The following is a 24,315-nucleotide window of genomic DNA, read 5'->3' as shown; positions in this document are numbered from 1 at the left end:
TTGGTTATAGCCCTCATAACCAATCGCCATATATCTAAATCGGTCAACGACTTAAAATTGGCTGGCAGATGTGCTATAAAGGTCAGCATTTGCACTGATGTTAGTCTTATTGTCAGTAACGCAGTTGACTGAATAAATAAGTAACTCTTATCACAAGGTTTTGAGTAGGTCTCAGAGGCGCATTGACTCTAGACAACAGCGAACAAAACCTTTAATAAATACTAGGTGGATTTATATGGCGCTAATAGTACAAAAATACGGTGGTACATCAATGGGCAGTATAGAGCGCATCAAAAACGTCGCCAAACGAGTGAAGCGCTGGCATGATAATGGTCATCAGGTCGTCGTCGTTGTCTCTGCTATGAGTGGCGAAACCAACCGTTTAGTTGATTTAGCACGTCAAATCAGTGCTCAGCCCGACCCTCGCGAGTACGATCAAATGGTATCGACAGGTGAGCAGGTCTCCATCTCACTACTGGCAATGGCAATTAAAGATTTGGGTATTGGCGCGCGCTCCTTTACCGGTCGGCAAGTCGCTATAAAAACGGATAACTCACATAACAAAGCACGTATCGAGTCCATCGATGACGTCAATATTCGTAAGCAGCTGGACGCGGGCAACATTGTCATCGTAGCAGGTTTTCAAGGTATAGATAGTGAAGGCAATGCGACGACTCTAGGTCGCGGCGGCTCCGATACGACAGGTGTCGCTATCGCAGCTGCGTTAGGCGCTGATGAGTGTCAAATTTATACTGACGTTGATGGCGTCTATACCACTGATCCTCGCGTCACCTCAAAAGCCAAAAAGCTTAAAAAAATCACCTTTGAAGAAATGCTAGAGATGGCAAGCCTTGGCTCCAAAATCCTACAGATCCGTTCCGTTGAATTTGCAGGCAAATATGGTGTGCCTTTACGCGTGCTCTCTAGCTTTGATGAAAACACCGATGGCAGCTTTGATGCAGACTTTCAAAATAACGTAGGCACTTTAATTACGATAGACGAAGGAGACGATATGGAACAGGCAGTTATCTCAGGTATTGCTTTTAACCGAGACGAGGCAAAGATAGTGGTACGCGGTGTACCTGATCATCCTGGCATTGCCTCAGCTATCTTGAGTCCTATTGGCAATGCCAATATCGAGATTGACATGATCGTGCAGAACCTCTCAACCAATGGTACTACTGACTTCACTTTTACGGTCAATCGCGGTGACATGGATAAGACCATGACCGTACTTAACGAAGAAGTCAAAAACGAGATTGGCGCTAAAGAAATTATAGGCAATAGTGAAGTCGTTAAAGTCTCCTTAGTCGGTGTTGGTATGCGCTCGCACGCTGGGGTTGCCAGCCTTATGTTCCAGACACTTGCCGAGAATAATATCAATATTCAGATGATATCGACCAGTGAGATAAAAGTCTCCGTTCTGATTCAAGAGCAGCACCTAGAAAAAGCGGTTAAATCGCTACATACTGCTTTTGGTTTGGATCGTACCGAGGGCGAAAGCAAGGTTGCAGGACAATAGATTACAATCGTCAATGGCTGCCGCCCTAGCTATTGCAATAAACTTTTAAAAGGTAATACTGCTTGAAATAAAATAGGGCCTTTACATGCCCTTCTTATTTTATTGCTCACGACTTTGGGTATTTACCTAGCAGTTTTGTTAAAAGCCGTGACAGTACTTCTTATGCCACTTATAATAGGGCATTGAATCAGGCTAAAAACCGACTTTATTATTACCGTAGTAGCTATTGTTTTAGGCTACTTACCTGACTATTGTTTTTAACAACAACTATTATTGCGATAGTTATGTCACACGGTGATCTCTTATTACTAAGACATATCTCAGTGAGCAATAACTTGTTCATGTGACATAAGGAGTATGACGCATGTTAATTTTGACACGCCGTGTGGGCGAAACGCTAATGATTGGTGACGAGGTTAGTGTGACTGTATTAGGCGTCAAGGGCAACCAAGTACGTATCGGCGTGAATGCACCAAAGGATATTGCGGTGCATCGCGAAGAGATTTATCAACGTATTCAGCATGAACGTTCAGTACAGTCAGAGATGCAGCATTTAGAGCAAGGCAACTTTGCACCTTCTTTCGATGACGAAGATTACTTTAATCGCTAAATTGCTACTTTATAATTCTAGTATTCTATAATGCTGCTATCTTAAGCAGAAATTCTAAATGGTTTTGGGGTCTTTTATTTATGAGTATTCGCCAATCAGACGTATCAGCGCTACTAAATGGCTTGAGCAAAAAGGCTATTGGATTTAACGATGTCATCAGTTTTATTGATGATTTTTATCGCTATGCACCTGCCTCTTTTGTTAATGGTCAAGTACACAATGACGCTGGAGAAAACGAAGGTAGCGCCAAGGTTTTTGGGTTTGCCAAGCACCATAAGTTAAGTCAGCTGGATACCTTAAAGCTATTTGGTGAGCATTTTGAAAAAGTACAAGCGACACCGAATGGGACTGATCATGCTAACATTCGTAACTTTTTACACTGGGGCTGGCAAGGGTTTTTGATGGAAAAAAATCCTTTAACGATACGTCCAAGTGTTGATACCACTTCGCTATAAACCTTCCACTGTTAGAAGTAAACCAATAAAAGAGCCACGCTATCAATAATAGCGTGGCTCTTTTATTGCCGCCTTTATACTAAGGCGTATTATTTATCCTTAAACTTTATTTGTCTCGGAACTTCACAGGTTGAATGGCGCCTTTAGGATTAGGCATATTAGGATAATGATGTTCGTGTTCGACATCACATTCAGCGCCAATGATATCCCCATTATCCTTGATAGGCTTATGAATGTAACCTGTACGCTCAGCAGGAGGCAGATGCTCATGCTCCCAAATCATAACCGCCTGCATACAAGTCTTACGCTGTTCATCATTTAACACACGACCATCAGGCCATTTACCAAGCTCAATTGCGACTTTAAACCTCTCTACGACTTCAGGAGTCAAGGTTGCTAGTATTGTTTGTTTATCCATTTTACCTACTCCACATTTATACTTTTAATTGACGTTTAACCAGCGCTTTTAATCTAAGATGTCATCATCGTCATCACTGTCCAAACCAAATTCTTCAGCATGTACATTCCAATGCAGTTTGGTGCGACAGGCCTCATAAAAATCAAAACCTGGGGGATGTAACAAAGTTAATTTGTCAGGATGTTTGCGAATATAGAGGCGTTGCTCTTGCTCAAGCGGCAAACTTGCTTTGCCATCAGCACTAACCATAGGTTGGGTGCGGTTGTCCTCATGAATACGAATACAGATCTCGCTGTTGCCACTGACGACGATAGGTCGACTGGACAAAGTATGAGGATGCATCGGCACTAAACATATCGCATCCATACTCGGATGAATAATCGGACCGCCACCAGATAATGCATAGGCCGTCGAGCCTGTAGGCGTAGCCACAATCAAGCCATCGCTATGTTGACGATAAACATCATGACCATCAATCTTTAACTGAAAATCTATCATATGCACTGATTTGCCCGCGTGCAATACGATATCGTTGAGCGCCATATCCTCATGAATTAGGTTGCACCCTTCACGAATCTCCATCGTCAATAAAAACCTATGATCGAGTTGATAATCCCCCATGAGCACTTGACGTAGTTTGAACGCTGCCTCATTAGGTTTGACATCTGCCAAAAACCCTAGACGACCTCGGTTAACACCCAATACGGGCACGCGGTATCGAGCTAGTGCTTCTGCGGCGTGTAAGATAGACCCGTCGCCGCCCACTACGATCACCAGATCACATATTTCACCGATCAAGCCGCGTTTGACAATCTTGACCTTTTCAATCTCAGCCAAATCAAGTGTTGGCAAGTTTGAGGTCTGCACATCCATAATCAAAGTCAGATTCATCTCGTTAATGGTTTGAGCGATCTGTACTAAACTTTGAGTGACGCTACGCTTTCCTGCACGTCCCATGAGTCCAATGCGCCTAAAGGCTGGATTTTTGTTAGCGTGAAACAGCTCTGATTCGTGCAAATTTGGCAATCTTGCAGACTGCGCTGAGTTTTCCATAAAACGACTCGGCATCTTAAAAAGGGAATTGCTAAAAAAGCATATACTAAAAAGAAATGTGATAATAATAGCGATAAATAAGCGCTTAAACTAGCATGTTTTACCCATTATCGTTGTTAACTGTAGTAATCGACCTCATATAAGGGCTAGGATTCATGTTTTACCAATGAATCAAAGAGGTCAGAATTTGGTTAGGTAGCGAGTTTATCTCGTAGCCTACAAGCCATTGATAACAGCGCTAAGCACTTGCTATAGTCACGCAAACACAGTTGACAATAGTAGCGGTTTTGCTAAAGTAGCTGTCATCTAATTTGTTTATATTTTATTAAGGATATCTGTATGGCCAATCCTATTGTCAGTCGCGCAGAACTTGCGGTCGGCGGCGCGCCTATGACCGTCAAAGGCGTAATACAAAAGACCAGCTTACTGCTAGGCTTGTCAGCTATTACGGGTGTGGGCTTTTTCTTTTACGCACTCATGGCAGGTTTATCACAAAGCTTTATCACTATGGCTGCCTTTGGTAGTATGTTTGCAGCCTTTGGTCTCGCTGTTTTTATTACCTTTAAGCCGCAAAAAGCCAAAACCTTTGCTGTACCTTACGCTTTACTAGAAGGTATATTTTTGGGCGGCATCTCGCTGTTTTTTATGAGAATGTACCCAAGCGTACCCGTTACCGCAATGTGCGCGACTTTTGTTACCGCAGCAGTGATGCTAGGTCTTTATCGCTCAGGTCTTATCAAAGTTACGCAAAAGTTTCGCTCTATCGTAACTTCAGCACTTATTGCTATTATGCTCGTCTACGTAGCGCAGTGGGTATTGTCTTTAGCTTTTGGTTCAAGCCTACCGTTCTTATTTGAAGGCGGTGCTATTGCCATTGGCTTTAGCTTGTTTGTCATCGTTATTGCTTCTTTTACGCTATTGCTCGATTTTGATAACATCGATCGCGGCGTGGCGATGGGCATCTCTGAGGACTATGAGTGGTTATTTAGTATTGGTATCCTAGCGACCTTGGTATGGATGTACATTGAATTTATGCGTCTGCTTAGTTATCTACAAGACTAATGGATACTCATTAAGATATTATCTAAAATAAATAAAAACCGCTTTTAATTGAAGGCGGTTTTTTTGTGTCACAATCTAAGTCATTATCATCCTAAGCGAGCTTTAACCGCAGCGCATTTAAGACCACGAGCAAAGAGCTTAATGACATACCGATAGCGGCAAGCCAAGGCGGCACATAACCAAAGATGGCTGGTAATAATACAACACCATTATAACCTAGTGCCCAGCGAAAGTTCTGTCTGATAATTCGCTCTGCCTTGTCGGCAATGCGTTTAGCAGCAGCAATCGCCTCGATCTGACCATCTAAGATAATACTATCGCTTGAAACTTGCGCTAAATCTGCTGCACCAGCGATAGAAGTGGATACATCAGCTGCGGCGAGTACAGGAGCATCGTTGATACCATCACCGATCATGAGTACCACGGCCCCATCCGCTTGCAATCGCTGAATATGATTAACTTTATCAGTTGGGGATAACCCGTTAAAAGCGCTTTGCATTCCTAAAGCATCGGCTAGCTTGAGCGCTTGCGGACTTGGATCACCGGTTAGCATCACCGACTCAATACCCAGTGCTTTGAGACTATCGAGCATCGGTTTTGCGGTATCACGCACTTTATCATTAAAATAAAAACAGGCTAGTACTTGCCAGGTATGGTCTTGCTGCGCGGATAGAACCACCGCTGAGCTGGCTCGATTTGCAATAAGATCAGGCGTGAAGCTGCTGTCATTATCTTTATCATTTCCATCACCACTATCATTATCTAAAGCAAAATCGATATGACCAATACGGTATTTGACCCCCTCTATTATTGCCTCTACCCCGCCCGCTGGATAGTGCACTAAGCCTTGAGTGTTGGGCAGATGCAATTGATAAGCGGCGGTTAACAGCGCATGGGCTATAGGATGACGACTACCCACCTCTAATGCTGCGGCAATAGACAACAGTTTGTCTTTTTGCGCGTCTTGTTCTGCATCCGCTTCGACTTTATCATCTAACAGATCGATATTTAACAAATTCGGCTTACCGTAGGTCAGTGTTCCTGTTTTATCGAATGCAACGTGGGTGATTTCAGCTAAGGTTTGTAGTGTATGCCCGCGCGTGGTCAAAAACCCATAGCTAGCAAGGCGATTAGTCGCTACTGTCAAGGCAATCGGTGTTGCCAAGGACAATGCACAAGGACACGTAGCCACTAATACCGCGACAGTTGCCCATATCGCTTGGCTTGGATCAATGAGGTACCAACCGATAAAGACAAATACCGACAGAATCAATATCCGCGCCACAAACCAGCGCGCCAGCTTATCAGCTTGCTGAGCAAGTTTGGGTTTCTCGCTCATCGCTCGGTTCATCAGCCTATCGATCAATCCAATCTGACTGTCTTTTGGCAAAGCCGTAATGAGCATAGCAAACGGCTGACTATCATTTTGCGCGCCGCCGACAATATACTCGCCTTCTTGCTTTGTAACAAGGTCGCCTTCACCTGTCAACAAACTTTGTGATACTGTTGCCGTTTGGCTAAGCAAAATACCATCGCTAATAATTTCGGCGCCAGCATCGATCATAATGATATCGCCGACTTGCAAACTATGAGCAGTCACCATCTCGCTACTGTTTATTTGATCTTCTGAATCTATTAGGTGACTACGCGCCTGTTGCCAGTTTTGTGCAATATTTTGGGTTATTTTGTAGACGCTACTATCCATACTTTGCATAAAGTTTGGCAAGTTTGCGTTTGACATATTATTTTCGATATTAGCTTTTTCTGCATTTGCTGCTACCCTTCCGCTTTGACTGGTCTTTAAGTCATTTGAATCTACTGTAGCTGATCTCATTTGCTCCAAAATAATCTGCGCGGAGTGCTTGTCTTCAGCGATCTTTTTGACGAGTATGGGCTCAACCACTACTAGATCATTGGCCATAGTCGCAGCTTTTAGGCGAGCATTGTGTTCGATGTAACGCCCTGCCAATAAGAAGAAAATAAACATACTGACCGAGTCATAATAGGTCTCTCCTTGACCTGTGACGGTCGCGTATAGACTAGCAAAGAAGGTGACGATCAATGCCACGCTAACGGGCACATCCATATTGACTTGACGCGCGCGTATCGCGGACCACGCAGAAGTAAAGAACGGTACGCCAGCATAGAAAAACACAGGAATACTGACAAAGAGGGACACCCAGCGCAAGAAGTCACGCTGAAACACCAGCATATCGCTGTACTCGCCAAAATATAACGCTACTGCGTACATCATCGCTTGCATAGCGCCGAGCGCTGCAATCCCTAATCTAAGCAGCATCTTGTTATTATGGCGCGCAAGCATGGCTTCGTGGGTGTCTTGCCGATAAGGTTTGGCCTCATAGCCTATGCCATTGATGGTAGCGAGAATACGACTAATCGGTAATTTGCTCTCATCCCATACCACACGCATACGCTGATTGGTGAGGTTGACCTGACATTTGCTGACACCATCAAGCTCAAACAGGCGCGACTCAATAAGCCAAGTACAAGCGGCGCAGCGTAGATTATTGACTGACAATTCAGCGACTGATAGCCCATCTTGGGCATATACAAACTGCGACTTGATCTCCTCATGATCGTAAGCTTCTAGCCGTGTCATTTGGACAGGCAAACTTGCGGTGCGATTGATCTCTGAGCGGTCTAAATAATATTGCTCAAGTCCAGCCTCAACGATGCTTTGGCTTGCCAGCTGACAGCCCATGCAGCACATCTCACGCATCTCGCCTAGCACTTGGGTCAAAAATGGCGGACGCGGTACTGGGTCTGCGCAATGAAAGCAGTGCCCAGCTAAAGGTAATACTAGCCCCTGTACGATAGAATCGTCATAGACGCCAGTCGCTGATAAAGACGTATCACTTGGCGACAATAAATCACTAGACATAGCTACGCAGGCATCCCTTTAAAAAGAAAATGATTTACAAATTTTTGATTGCTGGTCATGATCGACTCTCAATTTATGTTGTGCAAATTCACAGAAAAATCATCATGGCAGGCATGATAAGTTGCTATCTTATATGGCACTTAGCATCTACTTTAAAAGCCACTATGGCCTTTAATCTAATTTTATACCAAACCCTTATTATCGATAAGCGGCTGCATTAATGATGATAGATTGAAAAATATGTCAATTTACGTCATTATGAGGCAGTTTTTTATCTCAAAATGGTGCGCCATCAGTGCAAAAATCTAAAGTTACTCTATCACAGTCAACCAAGTCCTATTCAAATGCGCCACCCAGCACGCAGCGTGGATTGGTATTTAGCAGTCTTTTACTTATCGTCATTATCGCAGGCATGGTGCTATTAGCGCTATATTTAGTCAAGCTTGATCGTACGATCACCACTAAGTTTGAGGGCAAGCGTTGGGATATACCTGCCAAAGTATACTCGCAGCCTCTTGAGTTATATCAGGGTGCAAATGTTGATAATGACACGATGAAAACTTGGCTTGAGCTGCTCAATTACCGCAGCAACCAAGCCTATGATCGCACCGGTACTTATCATAAATCAGGTAGTACTTACTTTATCCATACGCGTGGATTTACTTATAGTGCCAGTGATATAGACAGCGAGCAAGTCATCAAAATGACGCTATCAGGCGGTAAGATTGAGTCGGTTCAAAGCACTGTCCCAGCCAAAACTGGTATTATTCGCTTGGAACCTGTCAATATAGGCGGTATCTATCCTGATAGTAATGAAGATCGCTTGGTCGTCTCCCTAGATGAGGTGCCGCAGCCTTTAATCGATGCTCTGATCGCAACTGAAGATCGTAGTTTTTATGAGCATAAAGGTGTCTCAGTTCGTGGTATTGCACGAGCAGTACTCAATAACTTCTCTGGCGGCTCCATGCAGGGCGGTTCAACCATTACTCAGCAATTAATCAAAAACTTCTATCTTAATTCAGACCGTACTATGAAGCGTAAAGCCAATGAGGCATTGATGGCAGTACTGCTTGAGCTACATTATGGCAAAGATGAGATATTACAAACCTATCTTAACGAGATCTATTTGGGTCAAAACGGCAACCGGTCTATCAATGGATTTGGTCTTGCATCGCAGTTTTATTTTAATCAGCCGCTCAATGAATTACGCGTCGATCAGCAAGCTATGCTCGTCGGTATGGCGAAAGGACCCAGCATCTATAACCCTCGTCGTCATCCCAATGACTCTAAAGCGCGGCGCGATACCGTTCTTGCTAATATGTTAACGATGGGTTCGATCAGTCAAGAGGATTATGATTTAGCACTTGAGAAACCTCTGGGCATCGTCGACAAGCCAGTAGAGGGCAAAAGTCAGTTCCCTGACTTCTTAGATATTGTCAAACGTGAGCTCAATGATGTGTACTATTCGGACGATCTCAAGAACGAAGGTCTTATTATTATCAGTACGCTCGACCCTATTACGCAATTGGCAGCAGACAAAGCTGTCGACAAAAAACTTGGCGAATTGCGCCGCAGTAGTAGTAAAGCCAAAAATCTAGAAGGTGCTTTGGTCAGTGCCAATCCTGAAACAGGTGAGTTGGTGGCGGTCGTCGGTAGTGGTAGTGAGTTTACGGGCTTTAATCGCGCAGTAGATGCCAAACGTCAAGTGGGCTCATTGCTCAAACCTATTATCTATATGACGGCGCTTGAGAGCGGTCGTTATAATTTAGCCAGCTCAGTCGATGACTCGCCTGTTACTGTAAACTTAGGCGATGGTAGTGATTGGAATCCCAAAAACTACAATGGACGTGATCACGGTTATGTGCCTTTGACCACCGCCTTGGCTCAATCTTATAACCAAAGTGCGGTACGTTTGGGTATGGAGTTCGGTGTCGACACTTTTGCCAAGCAACTACGACGTATGGGTATCGAAGAAAAAATACCACCATACCCTTCAGCCCTGCTAGGTTCGGTTAATCTAAGCCCTATGGATATGCTTGGCGTCTATCAAGTCTTTGCAACGGGAGGCTTTCGCACTCCTATTCATAGTATACGTACGGTGATTGATGATCGCGGGCGTATCTTGCAGCGTACCGGACTCAATACCCAGCGTAGCATACCGCCTGAAGCCAATTATTTGACCAATCACGCCTTACAAGAAGTCGTCAAAAACGGTACTGCCAAGCGCGCCCAATCTTTGGGTAGCGAGCTCAATCTAGCAGGCAAAACAGGAACTACCAACGACTACCGTGATGCTTGGTTTGCAGGGTATAGCGGGAACTATGTAAGCGTCGTTTGGGTAGGACGCGATGATAATAAACCTATTGGTCTGAGCGGCGGTACGGGTGCTCTACCCGTATGGATAGATTATATGAATCGTCTAAAACTAACGCCAGTATCGATGCCAGAGCCTGAGGGGATTGAGTGGTTATGGCTTGAAAATAACTCAGGCAAGCTCTCAAACGAGAGCTGTGCTAATGCACGCTACCTACCAGTTATGTCCGCTTATTTGCCAGAGGACGCTAGCAGCTGCGCATTACAGCTCTATCAGCAAGAACGCGCGCGCGAACAAGGCCAGTTCCAAGATGAGCAAAGCTCGATAGCCGATCAGCGTCGACGTGAAGGTTTGGACATCCCTGATGGTCAACCGGTCAATCCTGATGAGCAAGATGATAATGGTCAGATCCGTGACGATACTTGGTATGATCGCGCCCTTGAATGGTTCTAAATATCAAACTACAGGACAACAGCGTGTTGTTTTTAAAGCACTGTTGTCGCCAAATTACTAATACACATAACGTACTGATGTTACTGCAATACCTATTTTAAAGAATTACATGAGACTCAATATGTCGATATTCGATCAATCAGTAAATACACATGAGACTATCAAGCCTCAACGTCAATTACCAAACCTTTTCGGACTACTGAGCCTTTTGTTTGTTGCGCTAGCTATGAGCGCTTGTCAAACTGCGCCTTCATCAACGACAAGTATGAAGCGCAGTGATGCTACGGTGATGGCACCTAATAGAAACGACAGTCAAGTTGGCGACAATGTGTTTGGTAATAGCGTGCCTTACGACAATTCGTCTTATGATAATGAGGCATTTGACAATGACGACGATTATCCTATCGAGCCTTATAATCCACCTGCGCCAGAGTCTGAGAGATATACGGCGCCGCCAACGCCGCAAACAACATCTACCATACCAAATGCAAATAGTGCTTACACTATTCCGCCCTATCAAGGCGAGTCACAGACCTTTCCTGAACCCATTATAGTAACCCCTTCACGTGACGAGGGTACAACCGCGCCGCCTACGATGCCCTCTCATAGTGACTTGCTAGAGCGTGCACGAGCAAATTCTCAGCAGCAAAGTCGCTCAATTAGTAGCACTAATAGTGATCTACCTGCCTTTCGCAACTTGATGCAAACCGGTACCAATCAGCTTAGAGCTAATGATCTCACAGCAGCTGAAAACAGCTTTACCCGTGCGCAGCGCCTAGCACCTAGGTCTTCGGCAGTGTACTTTTACTTGTCTCAAGTAGCACTCAAAAAGAACCAACCACGTAAAGCTGAAGCTATGGCGAGACGTGGTCTAAGTGTCTCACAAGACAGCGATCGACGCCGCGCTTTGTGGCAAATTATCTTGCGTTCTGGTGAATTACAAAACAATGCTCGCGTTATCAGTGAAGCACAAAAAGCTTTGAGATAATCTAAAGCTTTTAAAGAGTAGCCTTATTTTTTCATCTCTATTTTTATTATAAACAAAGGTATTATTATGGCGTGGCAACAACTGCATTTACAATGTGAAAAAGCATATGTCGATCTGGCAGAATCCTTGTTATTAGAAGCAGGTTCGCTATCTATTGCTCTAGATGACGCTGGTGACCAACCTTTGTTTGAACCCCTTCCTGGCGAGTCTCCGCTATGGGATGAGGTTATACTGACAGGACTTTTTGACGCCGCATCTCCTAACGACGATCGTCAGTTACTTGAGCAATTGAGCCATGATATTGCCACGCAAGTGCAAGCCAGTCGTGTCTGGTTAAGTGCGGTTGATGACAAGGATTGGGAGCGTGAATGGATGGTCAACTATCATCCTATCGAATGCGCCAATAACCTATGGATCATCCCTAACTGGCTAAAGCCACCGAACCCTGAAGCGATCAACATTATTATGGACCCAGGTCTAGCTTTTGGTACTGGTTATCATGCTACTACTCGCCTATGCCTAGACTGGCTCACAGAACAGAATTTGACAGATAAAGTAGTTATAGATTATGGCTGCGGCTCAGGTATTTTAGGTATTGCCGCTCTGTTACTAGGCGCGCGTCAAGTCTACGCAGTCGACATAGACCCGCAAGCGGTGCTCGCTACCAACCAAAACGCAGAGCGCAATCAGGTTGGCGAGAGTTTGCAAGCTTTTTTACCAGATGATTTTAGAGAGTACTGCCTACAGGATGATATCTTGCCTGCTGATGTCATTGTTGCCAACATCTTAGCCAAGCCTCTGATTAGTCTAGCGCCTTATTTTGCAACTATGATAGCAACGCAGGGCCGCATAGTGCTAGCAGGACTCATTGAATCGCAGACTGAGCAAGTCAGCGAGGCTTACCGGCCTTATTTTGATCTCGATCCCAAACATGCTTTTAGTGCGCAAGAGGATCAACATTGGCAACGACTCTCAGGCACGTTTACACCCTAGCAACATCCAATTACATCTGTTACGATAGATGAGTCGTTTGAGCGTGAGCGACTATAGGCGTAGTTTGTTGTGATGAAGAGAATAGTACAGTGGCAACTAAGGTAAACCTTACATACCCTTTTATATTCCATATGCTTTTATATCTCACACGATAGACAATGCGGTATTAATAATTTATACCTTTTTGGATTTGAGCATATGACCACGCCTATAAAGACTCGATGCCCGTACTGCAACGCAAGCTTTCAGTTACACAAAAATCAGTCAAATGAAGCTAACGCTAAGATATTTTGTAATCAGTGTTCGCGTGGTTTTTCGGTCAATGACAACCTTATCCTCTCAAGCGATGCGGCTTCTATTCAATCCGATGAGACACTACAAACGAGCGCTAAAGACCCCATGAGTAACAAACCTGCTCATCAAATTAATAATGAATCTTTAGAGGTTGCCTCAGAGTATGATTCTCTAGATTATATGTTAGAGAATATGGAGCCTTGGTCAAACCCAACGAGTGATAGTTTACTATCAGCAGAGACAGCTTCAGACTCGGAACAAGCTAATAAGGAAGTAATCGAGTCCAAGAACGACTTAGCCGTCCCAAACGAGGAATTCTCACTTGAGCATAAAGATACGCGGCTAGATCTTGACACTCATCCTCAAGTCGCTGTTAAACCGAGTACTACCGAACCGAGTACTACCGAACCGAGTACTACTAATAATATTGATGATGACGCCTATAAAAGAGAGTTAACTGTAAATAGTGTAGAGACTGATAGCCTTAATTTAAACGATGATAGTAATCAGAATAATGGATGGCTAGAGCAGCTATTGGCAGAAGAAAGCGAACAAGATAACCAAGATCAAAACGATACGGATCTCTCGCAGCTTTTGATCGATATGGGTGTACCTTTTGGTGAAGAGAATGAGACAAACGAACCCTTTCAGCTGATTGCTAAGCCGCAAGATAACCACCACTCCACTCAAACGCAGGCGCGTTCCTCGGTAGATATCATGTTGTGGTCAGCAGGATGCTTAGCCTTGCTACTCTTATTACTAGCGCAGTATGTTATTTTTAATGTTGATACGCTTATCAAAGACCCTGATAGCGCTAAGCGCTTACAAAGTATATGTGCTGTCGCTGCCTGTAGCCTACCGAATGCTGATCTTAACCAATTAGCGATAGCTGATATTACTCATAGAGCTAGCCAAATTAATACCTCAGGACCCTTTAGCGATATACAAGCAACGTTGAATAATCAAAGTACACAGGCTCAGCTATTACCTAACCTCAAGGTTAGTCTTTATGGCTCCGATAAGCTAATCGGAGCATTTATCGCAGCGCCTGATGATTATTTGCTCAGTCCGCAAAAGCAGTTAACGGCTCAAGGACAAAAACAGCTATGGTTCACAGTGCCTGTTGAAAATCGACAAATTAGCACTGTCACTATTGAACCTATTTATTAACCGCATTTTGAATGCAACATTTATCCTTATTACCATCTAGTTATCGTTATTACCACCTAGATTGTTACTCGTTCAGTGCAATCCATTGATACAACTATTCATCATATTTTTAAGTAAAGGACATTACTTTATGGCGCCTCAGACACCCGATTATGCCAACGGTTTTGCCCGCAATCAGAGTTATGCGACGCAGCATAATAGTAAACCTTTAGCCCAAAATAGTCCTTCTACTATAGCATCTGATACAGTACTTGACGTCACTGACTCTCAAACTGACGCCACTTATGAACCTCTATGTGTTCATGTAGAGCGTATCGTACGCCAATACTTTACAACGCTTGGCGATGATATACCGACAGATCTATATGAGCTTATTTTAAAGGAAGTTGAGCGTCCTTTACTAACCGTAGTCTTAGAGCAGACCCGCGGTAATCAATCAAAATGCGCGCAGATACTAGGTCTTAACCGCGGTACTTTGCGTAAAAAACTCAAGGCCTATCACTTAACGTAATCACACAGATACTGTTATGATATAAGCATTTATTATCATTACATAGCTGGCTTTTCTACCCTGTTAAAGCGTGCTTATTTACGATGTCTCAATATCGATGTTTTGCTTCACTCGGATATAGCCTATAATCACTACTAGTTAAAAATGACTACCTTGCCGGACGCTACTGTCAGGCTTTTTTATGGAAATTTTTTATGAGTACAACACCGCTTGCCCTATTATCTGTCTCTGATAAGTCCAATATCGTTGAATTCGCTCAAGGTTTGCTACAAGCAGGTTTTGGCTTACTTTCTACTGGCGGCACTTATCGCCTACTAAGAGAGCATAACGTGTCTGTCACCGAAGTGTCCGACTATACCGGTTTTCCTGAGATGATGGATGGTCGCGTCAAAACTTTGCATCCCAAAATTCACGGCGGTATCTTGGGTCGCCGTGGTACAGATGATGCGGTTATGAGTGAGTATGATATTACGCGTATCGATCTGGTAGTAGTCAACCTCTACCCTTTCGCTGAAACAATCGCTCGCACCGATGTTACTATGACGGACGCTATCGAAAATATCGATATTGGCGGCCCTACTATGGTTCGCGCAGCGGCTAAGAACCATGCTCACGTCGGTATCGTGACTGATCCAGCAGACTACGACCGCGTCCTTGACGCTTTGGGTGATAACACTGAGCTTACCTCTACACTACGATATGATTTGGCGGTAAAAGCCTTTGAGCATACCGCACAATATGACGGCATGATAGCTAACTTTTTGGGCAGCCGAATAAATGAGCATCAAGAGCCTGAGACTTTTGCACGTACGTTAAATTTGCAACTCAATAAAGCACAAGACTTGCGTTACGGTGAAAACCCACATCAAAAAGCGGCGTTCTATATCGAAGAGCACTCATCTGACAAGAGCGCTGTAAAAGCCTCTATTGCTACTGCTAAGCAGCTACAAGGCAAGGCCTTGTCTTATAATAATATCGCTGATACCGATGCTGCACTCGAATGCGTCAGAGCCTTTAGCACGCCGGCCTGCGTTATCGTCAAACATGCTAATCCTTGCGGCGTCGCTGTCGATCACGATCAAGTAGCAGCCTACCGTACGGCTTTTAGCACTGATCCTGAGTCCTCTTTTGGCGGCATCATTGCCTTTAATCGTGAACTGACAGTAGCTGCTGCAAAAGCAATTATCGATAATCAGTTTGTAGAAGTGATTATCGCTCCTAGTATTGAAGATGGCGTACTACAAGCTACAGCTAGCAAGAAAAATGTCCGTGTTATGGTTTGCGGTCCGCTACAAGCAGCAGACGCTTTGAGCACACAGCTTGACTATAAGCGCGTGAACGGCGGCCTGTTAGTACAAGAGCAGGACTCAGGTATCATCAGTGCAGGCGAGCTCCAACTGGTCACTGACGTACAGCCTACCGAAGCTCAAATCGCTGATCTTCTATTTACTTGGACAGTCGCCAAATATGTCAAATCAAACGCTATTGTTTATGGCAAAAACCTGCGCACCATCGGCGTAGGTGCAGGTCAGATGAGCCGTGTTAATTCTGCTCGTATCGCCGCTATAAAAGCAGAACATGCAGGTCTTATCACCGCAGGCGCTGTGATGGCCTCCGACGCGTTCTTCCCGTTTCGTGATGGCATCGACAATGCAGCAGAGGTGGGCATCTCTGCCATCATTCAGCCTGGCGGTTCTATGAGAGATAATGAGACGATAGCGGCAGCCAATGAGCACGGTATTGCTATGGTATTCACGGGTATGCGTCATTTCCGCCACTAATAACACGTCTATACCTAAGGTTTCTAGCAAAAAAAGCCACTACATATAAATAGTGGCTTTTTTTGTTCTTAGAGTTTATTTCTTATATATTTAAAGTCAGGTTAGTAGTGACTAACGATCTCGAGCACCTGCCATATTAGCTTCATTTATTTCAACGTTATAGAGCAGACGTAGATAATCTAGATAGTCCTGCAATTGATCTTGTCCCAAGTTATCACGAATAATGCCTGCGGTTTGCGATTTTTCGACATCAGATAATCGAGATTGTTGCTGGGTTTTAATACGGTCACCAACGATTACAGTTGCGCCTACTTCAGTCGCGCCTGCCAAAGCCACTATACCCTTGTCGTCAGCTTGCTGACTAAAGGCCATACCGCGCTCTTTTTCAGTTAACTGACTGGTCTGACGATTGACATCAGCTAACACCTGAAAATTGACGGCTTGGTTATTGATATCTGCTAATGTCTTGATACCTGTAGCAACTTGCTTAGCCTGTTTTAATGCTATATCAGTAGCTTTCTGTTTACGCAGCAGTTGAGTGATTTGTGGCGTGGCAGCGTTAAGCGTCAATGTTTTAGTCGGGCGATAATTGCTTGGTTGTGCCCATACTGTGCCATTACCGACCTCTATTCCCGAGGTCACTGCTTGGTCTTGAATCGTAAACTCATCAAAAGCTTCTTTGATGACAGCAGGCTGCGCAAGTACTGAAGTATTGTTTTCTTTACGGTAGTCCTTTAAGCGTTTTAGGGCGACGTTTTCTTGTTGAGCGATGTCCTCAATACTAAAGCCGTCCGCTGCCAAATCGTTAATAGCAGTGACTTTATCGGCATAGATCTCTTGACGTTTATACTCTTTTGCCTTGGCCGTTAATTCCACACGCATGCTCTCTAAGCTTGGCAATTTAGTACCATTGTCCTCAGTGATAGTAAATATCTGATAACCAAAACTGGTTTTGATAGGTGCCGTTGTGTCCCCAACGCTAAGACCCTGTAGTGCCTCTTCGACTACCTGAGCATCACTACCAAATACCGAAGGGTTAAAGCTCCCAATAGCGCCGCCTGTCGCTCCTGTTGGATCATCAGACTCTGTTTTTGCAAGACTGGCAAAAGACTCCCCTTTATTTAGACGTGCTGCAACCTTGTCCGCCCGCGCTTTAGCATTATCACCACTGATCAAAATTTGGCTTATTTGGCGCTCGTCGACCACAGCCATCTCTTGCTTGTAGCCTTCGTATTGCTGCTTTAGCTCATCATCTGTGATATCAGCTACTGTGATAGTTTGTGGACTTAGCTGAATATAAGCCAGATCTATCATAGCCGCACTTTTTAGCGCCTCTTTATTGGTATTATAATAACTTTCTATATCACTTTTAGTCAGCTTGACTTGGTCCTGATAGTCTTGCCAGTTAAAACGATGCAACCAGATGTTACGCGACTCCAATTGTAGGTCTATCAGTTGATTGACTGCTTTCATTGGATAAATAGAGGTTCCTACGATACTTGCATTAAGCTGATCTAGGCTTAACTGATTACGAAACTCAGCGAATAGCTGATCCTTTGTCATCCCGCGCTGACGCAAAAAGTTTGAAAACTGATCGTTAGAGAAGTTACCTTCAGCGTCCTGAAAAATGTCTTCTTGACGCAATAGACGATTGATAGTGTCATCAGACACCGTCATACCCAATTTACCGGCCTGCTGCTCCAAAAGCGTACGATCAATAAGACCTCGCAATACCTGCTCATGCAATACATCTTCGTTGAGTAAGCTTGCATCATCAAGCTGATCTAATATCTCACTACGACGGCTATTGACTGCCGTTTGATACTCAGATAGCCCCACACTCGCCTCACCCACTTGCGCGATTTGGTTGGGGTCCACGGAGCCGCCAAAATAGCTTTCGATACCTAGGAGCGCAAGGGGCGATAAGCATAAAACCAATAAAATGCGACCTGGCCAGGTTTTTAAAAAATCGCGCAATTTATCCATAGTTATCTCTGTTTTATTAATAAAGAACCATCGCGCTAGAACAAGGACTTACTATAGCGAGCAATGGCAGCTTAATAGACGTTATCGTAAAATATAGTATTAAAGGTAGAGCCAAGTGGCACATTACTACCTTGCTAGGAGTAAGATATGTAGCGAGCGCCCTATAATACGTGATTTTTGAGATAGACTCAAAACATTCGCACGCTAAGCTGGCACTGGAAGTTTTGAGCCACAAAAAAGCACCCTATAAAGGTGCTTAATTAGTGTAGCTCAGAGTATATGGGTTTTTAGATCTATTGGCGGCTTAGTTCAAGCGCTCTTTTAAGTTTTTACCTGCTTTGAAGCTTGGGACCTTGCTTGCTGGAATCTTCAGCTCTGCGCCAGTCTTAGGATTACGGCCAGTACGGGCTTTGCGATCTTTCACGCTAAAAGTACCGAAACCGACTAGTGAAATACTATCACCAGACTCTAAAGCGCCACCGATGCTTTCCATAACAGCGTTTAGTGCATCACCAGCTTGAGTTTTATTTAGACCACTTTTTTCAGCAATGCTATCAATTAATTCTGACTTATTCATAAAGTTTCCTTCAAGTTTAGGGAGTATAAAAAACGCTAACACCAGACATTGTATCGCTCTCATGTTATTTTAGCAACGAGCTCATGCTATTTGAGCAGTAACATTTATAGGCTTACGTACTAACAGGTCACGGCTTGCTAGCATCTTTATAGCAAGGGTACTAAAGGAGCGCAAGTCATTTTACATTTATTTGTATGCGGAACTACGTATTTGACACCTATCATTACGCAAAACATATGTATTTCTTTACTGGTATACAAAAATCCCTATTTTACGTAGTCATTGACTTTGAGTTTTGTCATCATAAATATTATCATCGCTCACGTTTTGGGCTATACGTTATAGCTTTATAGTGATGATGCTGACTAACGACCTGTCAAGTTCTCACTAAGATATAGAAACTAACGTTACTTTTTAAAATAAAAACGGTACTATGAGCGTTTAGCTGTTCAAAATTGCTCTGTGTCAAAATTACTCTATACTAAAAAAATTGCTCTATAATCATGAAGCACTGCGTTAGGCAAAAGACGCATTTATTATCTTTAACTCGTTGAACCAAACTGGATTACTTACATGAAGCGTTCTACTTTATCTCACTCTTTTCTTAATGTTGTTTTGGTTTTTGTGGAGTCGTCCCTGACTTTACTACTTCGTTTAGATCCAGAGCTACGCAAAGCTGCTTACCCCTTAGCTAAGCAAGAGACAGTGGTGTGTTTGCGCTTGTATCTGCCTCATGTCGAAGTCTACGCTACATTCAGTAATAAAGGCGTGTTGCTGGATGCCAACCTACCAATTGGACGTACTGAACCTGATGTCATCATTAACGCGTATAGCGTGCAAGTCATTAATGCCATGACTACTCATGATAGCGCCACCACTGACAAATTACAGATGCGCGGTGAAGCGATTCAAGTCAAACTGGTTAAGCAGTTTATTATGCAGCTAGGACTTGGTAGTTTGATTCAAAGTCTTATCAAAAAATTTAAGGGAGATAAAAGCAAGTCTAAGCCTAACGAGACTGAGCTTGATCAAAAAAGAGACGATTACAAACTACGCATTAAAGAGCAGCAAACCCAAATAAATACTTTGACGATCAAAAACCGTGAGCTTGAGACCACCGCAAAAGAATTGCAAAGTAAGCAAAAGATGTTAACCGTTGCTACAATTATTGCCGCAATTATCGCTGTCATATTACTCGTTACTCTGTTAGTGAGTTAACGGCGACATAATTTTATTGCTTGCTAGCTTGACTGCACACTAGGTAGTCAATGACTCAAAACTTCATACTGTTATTCTACAACACTGATACCTAGAACACTGAGACCTAGCGCTAACTGTTTAGTGCTAGGTGCATACCTTCTATCTTTCATACCCTTTATCTATAGCCGAGTAACAGTTTCTAAGTACGTTAGACGTTCCAGCTATCAGCTTGTTATCTTTAAAACCTTTAATAAAAGCGTCGTTATTACTTGTATAGACTGCTCCGATGCATGATTGTTTTTATCAATCTTAGTGATATATGCGATTAACCATTCAACCACATTTTAATCTTGACTAATTTAGTCAGGATTAAGTATAATGAACACATCGTTACCTATTATCAGTTTATATGCTGTTGTTTAATAACGCAGCGCTTCCTTTTATTGATAGCACTATATGATTGTTATTAGATCTATAACTGAATGGTTTGGAGATAACTTATGCGTTTGACTACTCGAGGTAGATATGCGGTAACCGCACTATTAGACTTGGCGTTACAGTCTAATCAGCAGGACGGTGCGGTATCATTATCGGATATTGCCAAACGTCAATCTATCTCCATATCCTACCTTGAGCAACTGTTCTCCAAACTTCGAAAGCGCGGTTTGGTGTCGAGCATACGCGGTGCATCAGGGGGTTACTATCTAGCAAAACCTCTCGATGAGATTGACGTGATGAGTATCATATCAGCTGTCGATGAGTCCGTTAATGCTATGCAATGTGAGGGACGTGGCGATTGTCAAGGCGGCAGTATGTGCTTGACTCATGATCTATGGTGCGCTCTATCCAATCATATTGAGCAGTACTTGAAAAACATAACTTTAGCGCAATTATTAGATATGAAGAACGTAAGGACAGTATCCGAACGACAAAATAACGCAAGTAATGACAATATTATCCAAGATATCAATACTATTACTTTATCGATTAGCGAGGCCAATCCAGCATGAACCAACTTATCTATTTAGACTACGCTGCTACAACACCAGTTGCCAAATCTGTAGCTGCCAAAATGAGCGAATACCTGACTGTAGATGGCGTCTTTGGTAATCCAGCGTCACGCTCGCATGGCTATGGCTGGCAGGCTGAAGAAGCTGTCGAGACAGCTCGTGGTCAAGTCGCTGAAGTCATCAATGCCGACCCTCGCGAGATTGTATTCACCTCTGGTGCTACTGAGTCTGATAATTTAGCGATTAAAGGGGCAGCACATTTTTATCAATCGCGTGGCAAGCATATTATCACCAGCAAAATTGAGCACAAAGCAGTACTGGATACTTGCCGTGAGCTTGAGCAAGAAGGCTTTGAGATTACTTATCTTGAGCCGCAAAAAAGCACAGGACTTATTCTGCCAGAACAAGTCAAAGAAGCACTACGCGAAGACACTATCTTGGTCTCTTTGATGGTTGTCAATAATGAGCTTGGAACCGTTACGGATATCGATGCGATTGGTGAGATTACCCGCGCTGCTGGTGTTGTTTTTCATGTTGATGCAGCTCAAGCTGTTGGTAAAGTAGCCATTGATGTCGAGAAGACTAAAGTCGATTTAATGAGTTTCTCAGGTCACAAAGCTTACGGCCCTAAAGGTATCGGCGCTTTATTTGTTCGCCGCAAACCTCGTATCCGTCTAAAAGCTGAGCAACATGGCGGTGGTCATGAGCGCGGTATGCGTTCAGGTACATTGCCTACGCATCAAATTGTTGCTTTAGGTGCAGCCTTTAGCCTAGCAGAAGAAAAGCGTGAAGAAGATCGCGAGCACGCTGCTAAGTTACGTCAAAAGCTTTGGGATGGTTTGCAAGATATCGAAGAGATATATCTAAATGGCGATTTAGAGCATAGCGTACCAAACATTGTCAATATCAGCTTTAACTTTGTCGAAGGTGAATCGCTGATGATGTCGTTAAAGGATTTGGCAGTATCGTCAGGTTCAGCTTGTACCTCAGCGACACTTGAGCCGTCATACGTACTACGTGCTATTGGACGTCCTGACGAGCTGGCACATAGCTCTATTCGCTTCAGCTTCGGTCGTTATACTACGGCAGACGACATCGACAGAGTTATTAAGCAGATGCATGAAGCGGTTGACAAATTACGCGCTCTATCCCCACTATGGGACATGTATCAAGACGGCGTTGATTTAGATTCAGTGGAATGGGCTGAGCACTAATATATCAGTTGAATGAATTAGTTGAATCGATAGATATCAGCTAAATTAGAAACTCAGCTAAATTAAAACATAGTATAGAACATTGTAATTATATCATTAATGTTTGACCCCAATTATCGATGAGTAAGTTGTTTTAAGATTAGCTTAGAGCGAATAAACATTTACTCATCATCTAACCAGGAGAAAACTCATGGCCTATAGCGACCAAGTTATCGATCATTACGAAAACCCACGCAACGTTGGCAACCTTGACAAAAATGCTAAAAATGTCGGTACTGGCATGGTTGGTGCACCTGCTTGCGGTGATGTCATGCGCTTACAAATCCAAGTGGATGATAACGGTATCATTGAAGATGCTCGTTTCAAAACTTATGGCTGCGGCTCAGCGATTGCCTCAAGCTCACTTGTTACTGAGTGGCTCAAAGGTAAAAGTCTTGACCAAGCAGGTGAGATCAAGAACAATGACATCGCACAAGAGCTTGCTCTACCACCAGTGAAAGTGCATTGTTCAGTACTTGCTGAAGATGCCATTAAAGCTGCTATTACTGATTACAAAGGTAAGCATGGTAGTAAGTCTGAAGCTGCTATTAGCTAAATTTTAAACTTTATCGTTTTAATTACTTAAGTATCTAAAAAGCCGCTTAGGTCATAAAGGTGACAATCACGCTTATGCTATTGTCACCTTTTAGTTTGTATTAGGATTGAATAACAAGAGTAGTTACTACCGATTATTAACTATTAATAGGAGTCGTCATGATTGAGATGACAGAACGCGCCGCTAAGCATGTTCGAGATTTTCTGGATAATCGCGGCAAAGGCGATGGCATTCGTGTTGGTATCCGTACTGCTGGCTGTTCAGGATTGGCTTATGTCCTAGAGTTTGTAGATATTCCTGATGATAATGACACTCGTTATGATAGCCGCGGTGTAAGTATATTTATTGATCCAAAAAGCCTTGTTTATTTAGATGGTTTGCTAATGGATTACGAAAAAGAAGGGCTGAACGAAGGATTCAAGTTTAGCAACCCAAACCAAAAAGGTGAATGCGGTTGCGGTGAGTCTTTTACCGTTTAGATCCTTGGATACTGTTTTTACGGCATCACCTTAAATACCGTACTCTTAAATAATAAGAATTTAGGCTGCAATTATGATGGATAGTACTATAAAGCCAGAAGATATCTCAGAAACCAAATTCGATAATTTTTTTGCTTTATTTGAGCAGCCTATCACCTTTGATATTGACAAAGACGCTCTCGATCAGCGCTTACGTGTTCTACAAAAGCGCTACCATCCTGATAATGTCGCTAAAAACATCGATAATGCTACTCAAGCCAAACAGCAATCAGAACGCACATCAGCACTGATCAATCAGGCTTATCAGACGTTAAGTGCACCTGATAGCCGCGCAGGTTACTTACTCGATATACAGGGTCAAGCTATCACAATTGAGCAGTCTATCGCAGATTTGGACTTTTTAGACGATGCTATGGATATGCGCGTTGATTTGGATGAGGCTATAGAGTCTGGTAATCAAGTCGCGTTACAACAGCTACATCCCCAAATAGCCAAACGTATCCAAACGCAGTCCGAAAGATTTAGCAGCGCTTATGAGCAGCAAGACTGGCAACAGGCCATTGATGCTACACAAAAACTAAAATTTCTTGTCAAATTAGAAGCAGATGTTAAGTCTGGTCTCGATGCAGTTGCTACTAATATTCAGGCAGACGATGATGACTTATATGTCTAACACATGCCTAATTTTAGCACTACTACTTACTATGCTATAGAGCCCATTGAATAGC

20 protein-coding genes and 1 pseudogene are annotated in these 24,315 nt (G+C 43.4%); 16 read left to right on the top strand and 5 right to left on the bottom strand.

Annotated elements, in window-relative coordinates; genetic code table 11:
- The first annotated feature begins 235 nt into the window (after positions 1 to 235).
- From ACR64G_RS04695 to ACR64G_RS04685, 3 genes and pseudogenes are all read left to right on the top strand, one after another.
- Entirely contained in the window at positions 236 to 1,522 is a 1,287-nt protein-coding gene (locus tag ACR64G_RS04695; protein ID WP_435980363.1) for an aspartate kinase, read from the top strand.
- A gap of 364 nt (positions 1,523 to 1,886) precedes the next feature.
- Positions 1,887 to 2,054, top strand: a pseudogene (gene csrA, locus ACR64G_RS04690) (carbon storage regulator CsrA); the annotation flags it as partial.
- A 158-nt stretch (positions 2,055 to 2,212) separates the two neighbouring features.
- Positions 2,213 to 2,587 carry a HopJ type III effector protein gene (locus ACR64G_RS04685; RefSeq protein ID WP_435980362.1) on the top strand — a complete coding sequence of 125 codons (375 nt, stop codon included), beginning with the start codon at positions 2,213 to 2,215 and terminating at the stop codon, positions 2,585 to 2,587.
- Positions 2,588 to 2,693: 106 nt separating this feature from the next.
- Here ACR64G_RS04685 and ACR64G_RS04680 read toward each other — a convergent pair whose 3' ends face one another.
- Positions 2,694 to 3,005, bottom strand: a complete 312-nt coding sequence (locus ACR64G_RS04680) for a YeaC family protein (RefSeq protein WP_435980361.1) — start codon at positions 3,003 to 3,005, stop codon at positions 2,694 to 2,696.
- Positions 3,006 to 3,053: 48 nt separating this feature from the next.
- Positions 3,054 to 4,058, bottom strand: coding sequence for an NAD(+) kinase (locus ACR64G_RS04675; protein WP_435980360.1), 1,005 nt, complete (start codon positions 4,056 to 4,058; stop codon positions 3,054 to 3,056).
- A 339-nt stretch (positions 4,059 to 4,397) separates the two neighbouring features.
- Between ACR64G_RS04675 and ACR64G_RS04670 the strand changes: the two genes are divergently transcribed.
- Positions 4,398 to 5,120, top strand: coding sequence for a Bax inhibitor-1/YccA family protein (locus tag ACR64G_RS04670; protein ID WP_435980359.1), 723 nt, complete (start codon positions 4,398 to 4,400; stop codon positions 5,118 to 5,120).
- A gap of 91 nt (positions 5,121 to 5,211) precedes the next feature.
- On the opposite strand, the gene ACR64G_RS04665 is transcribed toward ACR64G_RS04670, so the two are convergent.
- Positions 5,212 to 8,022 (bottom strand): heavy metal translocating P-type ATPase, encoded by a 2,811-nt coding sequence (locus ACR64G_RS04665; RefSeq protein ID WP_435980358.1) that lies wholly within the window; start codon positions 8,020 to 8,022, stop codon positions 5,212 to 5,214.
- Between the two features lie 295 nt (positions 8,023 to 8,317).
- Between ACR64G_RS04665 and mrcB the strand changes: the two genes are divergently transcribed.
- The 6 genes from mrcB to purH all read left to right on the top strand — a co-directional run bounded on the left by mrcB (position 8,318) and on the right by purH (position 16,526).
- On the top strand, positions 8,318 to 10,789 hold the full coding sequence (gene mrcB, locus ACR64G_RS04660) for a penicillin-binding protein 1B (RefSeq protein WP_435980357.1): 2,472 nt from the start codon (positions 8,318 to 8,320) through the stop codon (positions 10,787 to 10,789).
- 226 nt (positions 10,790 to 11,015) lie between these two features.
- Positions 11,016 to 11,777 carry a tetratricopeptide repeat protein gene (locus ACR64G_RS04655; protein ID WP_435980356.1) on the top strand — a complete coding sequence of 254 codons (762 nt, stop codon included), beginning with the start codon at positions 11,016 to 11,018 and terminating at the stop codon, positions 11,775 to 11,777.
- A 66-nt stretch (positions 11,778 to 11,843) separates the two neighbouring features.
- The gene (gene prmA / locus ACR64G_RS04650) at positions 11,844 to 12,770 is read left to right on the top strand and encodes a 50S ribosomal protein L11 methyltransferase (RefSeq protein ID WP_435980355.1); all 927 of its coding nucleotides are present in this window, start codon (positions 11,844 to 11,846) and stop codon (positions 12,768 to 12,770) included.
- Positions 12,771 to 12,968: 198 nt separating this feature from the next.
- Positions 12,969 to 14,234 carry a DUF3426 domain-containing protein gene (locus tag ACR64G_RS04645; RefSeq protein WP_435980354.1) on the top strand — a complete coding sequence of 422 codons (1,266 nt, stop codon included), beginning with the start codon at positions 12,969 to 12,971 and terminating at the stop codon, positions 14,232 to 14,234.
- 232 nt (positions 14,235 to 14,466) lie between these two features.
- Complete coding sequence (locus tag ACR64G_RS04640; protein ID WP_435980640.1) at positions 14,467 to 14,745, top strand: helix-turn-helix domain-containing protein; 279 nt, start codon at positions 14,467 to 14,469, stop codon at positions 14,743 to 14,745.
- Between the two features lie 194 nt (positions 14,746 to 14,939).
- Entirely contained in the window at positions 14,940 to 16,526 is a 1,587-nt protein-coding gene (gene purH, locus ACR64G_RS04635) for a bifunctional phosphoribosylaminoimidazolecarboxamide formyltransferase/IMP cyclohydrolase (protein ID WP_435980353.1), read from the top strand.
- A 111-nt stretch (positions 16,527 to 16,637) separates the two neighbouring features.
- Here the strand turns inward: purH and ACR64G_RS04630 are convergent, their stop codons facing one another.
- Together ACR64G_RS04630 and ACR64G_RS04625 are read right to left on the bottom strand one after the other, a co-directional pair.
- Positions 16,638 to 18,512: a SurA N-terminal domain-containing protein gene (locus tag ACR64G_RS04630; RefSeq protein ID WP_435980352.1), complete on the bottom strand. Its 1,875-nt coding sequence runs from the start codon at positions 18,510 to 18,512 to the stop codon at positions 16,638 to 16,640.
- Positions 18,513 to 18,816: 304 nt separating this feature from the next.
- Positions 18,817 to 19,089, bottom strand: coding sequence for an HU family DNA-binding protein (locus ACR64G_RS04625; protein ID WP_435980351.1), 273 nt, complete (start codon positions 19,087 to 19,089; stop codon positions 18,817 to 18,819).
- A 573-nt stretch (positions 19,090 to 19,662) separates the two neighbouring features.
- On the opposite strand from ACR64G_RS04625, the gene ACR64G_RS04620 reads away from it, so the two are divergent.
- The 6 genes from ACR64G_RS04620 (at position 19,663) to hscB (ending at position 24,260) form a co-directional block, all read left to right on the top strand.
- Positions 19,663 to 20,307 (top strand): hypothetical protein, encoded by a 645-nt coding sequence (locus ACR64G_RS04620; protein WP_435980350.1) that lies wholly within the window; start codon positions 19,663 to 19,665, stop codon positions 20,305 to 20,307.
- Between the two features lie 482 nt (positions 20,308 to 20,789).
- Positions 20,790 to 21,299: an Rrf2 family transcriptional regulator gene (locus tag ACR64G_RS04615; protein ID WP_435980349.1), complete on the top strand. Its 510-nt coding sequence runs from the start codon at positions 20,790 to 20,792 to the stop codon at positions 21,297 to 21,299.
- Positions 21,296 to 22,513 (top strand): IscS subfamily cysteine desulfurase, encoded by a 1,218-nt coding sequence (locus tag ACR64G_RS04610; RefSeq protein ID WP_435980348.1) that lies wholly within the window; start codon positions 21,296 to 21,298, stop codon positions 22,511 to 22,513. Before ACR64G_RS04615 ends, ACR64G_RS04610 begins: the two co-directional genes overlap by 4 nt.
- Positions 22,514 to 22,703: 190 nt before the next feature.
- A complete protein-coding gene (iscU, locus tag ACR64G_RS04605; RefSeq protein ID WP_435980347.1) occupies positions 22,704 to 23,108 on the top strand; it encodes a Fe-S cluster assembly scaffold IscU in 405 nt (134 codons plus the stop codon).
- Between the two features lie 158 nt (positions 23,109 to 23,266).
- A complete protein-coding gene (gene iscA / locus ACR64G_RS04600) occupies positions 23,267 to 23,587 on the top strand; it encodes an iron-sulfur cluster assembly protein IscA (protein ID WP_435980346.1) in 321 nt (106 codons plus the stop codon).
- 73 nt (positions 23,588 to 23,660) lie between these two features.
- Positions 23,661 to 24,260, top strand: a complete 600-nt coding sequence (hscB, locus tag ACR64G_RS04595; RefSeq protein ID WP_435980345.1) for a Fe-S protein assembly co-chaperone HscB — start codon at positions 23,661 to 23,663, stop codon at positions 24,258 to 24,260.
- Positions 24,261 to 24,315: the final 55 nt, after the last annotated feature.

It is taken from the genome of Psychrobacter sp. DM4 (assembly GCF_051307035.1).
Taxonomy (GTDB): domain Bacteria; phylum Pseudomonadota; class Gammaproteobacteria; order Pseudomonadales; family Moraxellaceae; genus Psychrobacter.
The sequence above is the reverse complement of the archived record's forward strand: the minus strand, read 5'-3'. Positions and strand labels throughout refer to the sequence as shown.

What these genes read in the sequence shown, in the direction of transcription:
- ACR64G_RS04695 (WP_435980363.1), top strand. Translation starts at nt 236, where the DNA reads ATGGCGCTAATAGTACAAAAATACGGTGGTACATCAATGGGCAGTATA.
- ACR64G_RS04685 (WP_435980362.1), top strand. Translation starts at nt 2,213, where the DNA reads ATGAGTATTCGCCAATCAGACGTATCAGCGCTACTAAATGGCTTGAGC.
- ACR64G_RS04680 (WP_435980361.1), bottom strand. Translation starts at nt 3,005, where the DNA reads ATGGATAAACAAACAATACTAGCAACCTTGACTCCTGAAGTCGTAGAG.
- ACR64G_RS04675 (WP_435980360.1), bottom strand. Translation starts at nt 4,058, where the DNA reads ATGGAAAACTCAGCGCAGTCTGCAAGATTGCCAAATTTGCACGAATCA.
- ACR64G_RS04670 (WP_435980359.1), top strand. Translation starts at nt 4,398, where the DNA reads ATGGCCAATCCTATTGTCAGTCGCGCAGAACTTGCGGTCGGCGGCGCG.
- ACR64G_RS04665 (WP_435980358.1), bottom strand. Translation starts at nt 8,022, where the DNA reads ATGTCTAGTGATTTATTGTCGCCAAGTGATACGTCTTTATCAGCGACT.
- ACR64G_RS04655 (WP_435980356.1), top strand. Translation starts at nt 11,016, where the DNA reads ATGAGCGCTTGTCAAACTGCGCCTTCATCAACGACAAGTATGAAGCGC.
- prmA (WP_435980355.1), top strand. Translation starts at nt 11,844, where the DNA reads ATGGCGTGGCAACAACTGCATTTACAATGTGAAAAAGCATATGTCGAT.
- ACR64G_RS04645 (WP_435980354.1), top strand. Translation starts at nt 12,969, where the DNA reads ATGACCACGCCTATAAAGACTCGATGCCCGTACTGCAACGCAAGCTTT.
- purH (WP_435980353.1), top strand. Translation starts at nt 14,940, where the DNA reads ATGAGTACAACACCGCTTGCCCTATTATCTGTCTCTGATAAGTCCAAT.
- ACR64G_RS04630 (WP_435980352.1), bottom strand. Translation starts at nt 18,512, where the DNA reads ATGGATAAATTGCGCGATTTTTTAAAAACCTGGCCAGGTCGCATTTTA.
- ACR64G_RS04625 (WP_435980351.1), bottom strand. Translation starts at nt 19,089, where the DNA reads ATGAATAAGTCAGAATTAATTGATAGCATTGCTGAAAAAAGTGGTCTA.
- ACR64G_RS04620 (WP_435980350.1), top strand. Translation starts at nt 19,663, where the DNA reads ATGAAGCGTTCTACTTTATCTCACTCTTTTCTTAATGTTGTTTTGGTT.
- ACR64G_RS04615 (WP_435980349.1), top strand. Translation starts at nt 20,790, where the DNA reads ATGCGTTTGACTACTCGAGGTAGATATGCGGTAACCGCACTATTAGAC.
- ACR64G_RS04610 (WP_435980348.1), top strand. Translation starts at nt 21,296, where the DNA reads ATGAACCAACTTATCTATTTAGACTACGCTGCTACAACACCAGTTGCC.
- iscU (WP_435980347.1), top strand. Translation starts at nt 22,704, where the DNA reads ATGGCCTATAGCGACCAAGTTATCGATCATTACGAAAACCCACGCAAC.
- iscA (WP_435980346.1), top strand. Translation starts at nt 23,267, where the DNA reads ATGATTGAGATGACAGAACGCGCCGCTAAGCATGTTCGAGATTTTCTG.
- hscB (WP_435980345.1), top strand. Translation starts at nt 23,661, where the DNA reads ATGATGGATAGTACTATAAAGCCAGAAGATATCTCAGAAACCAAATTC.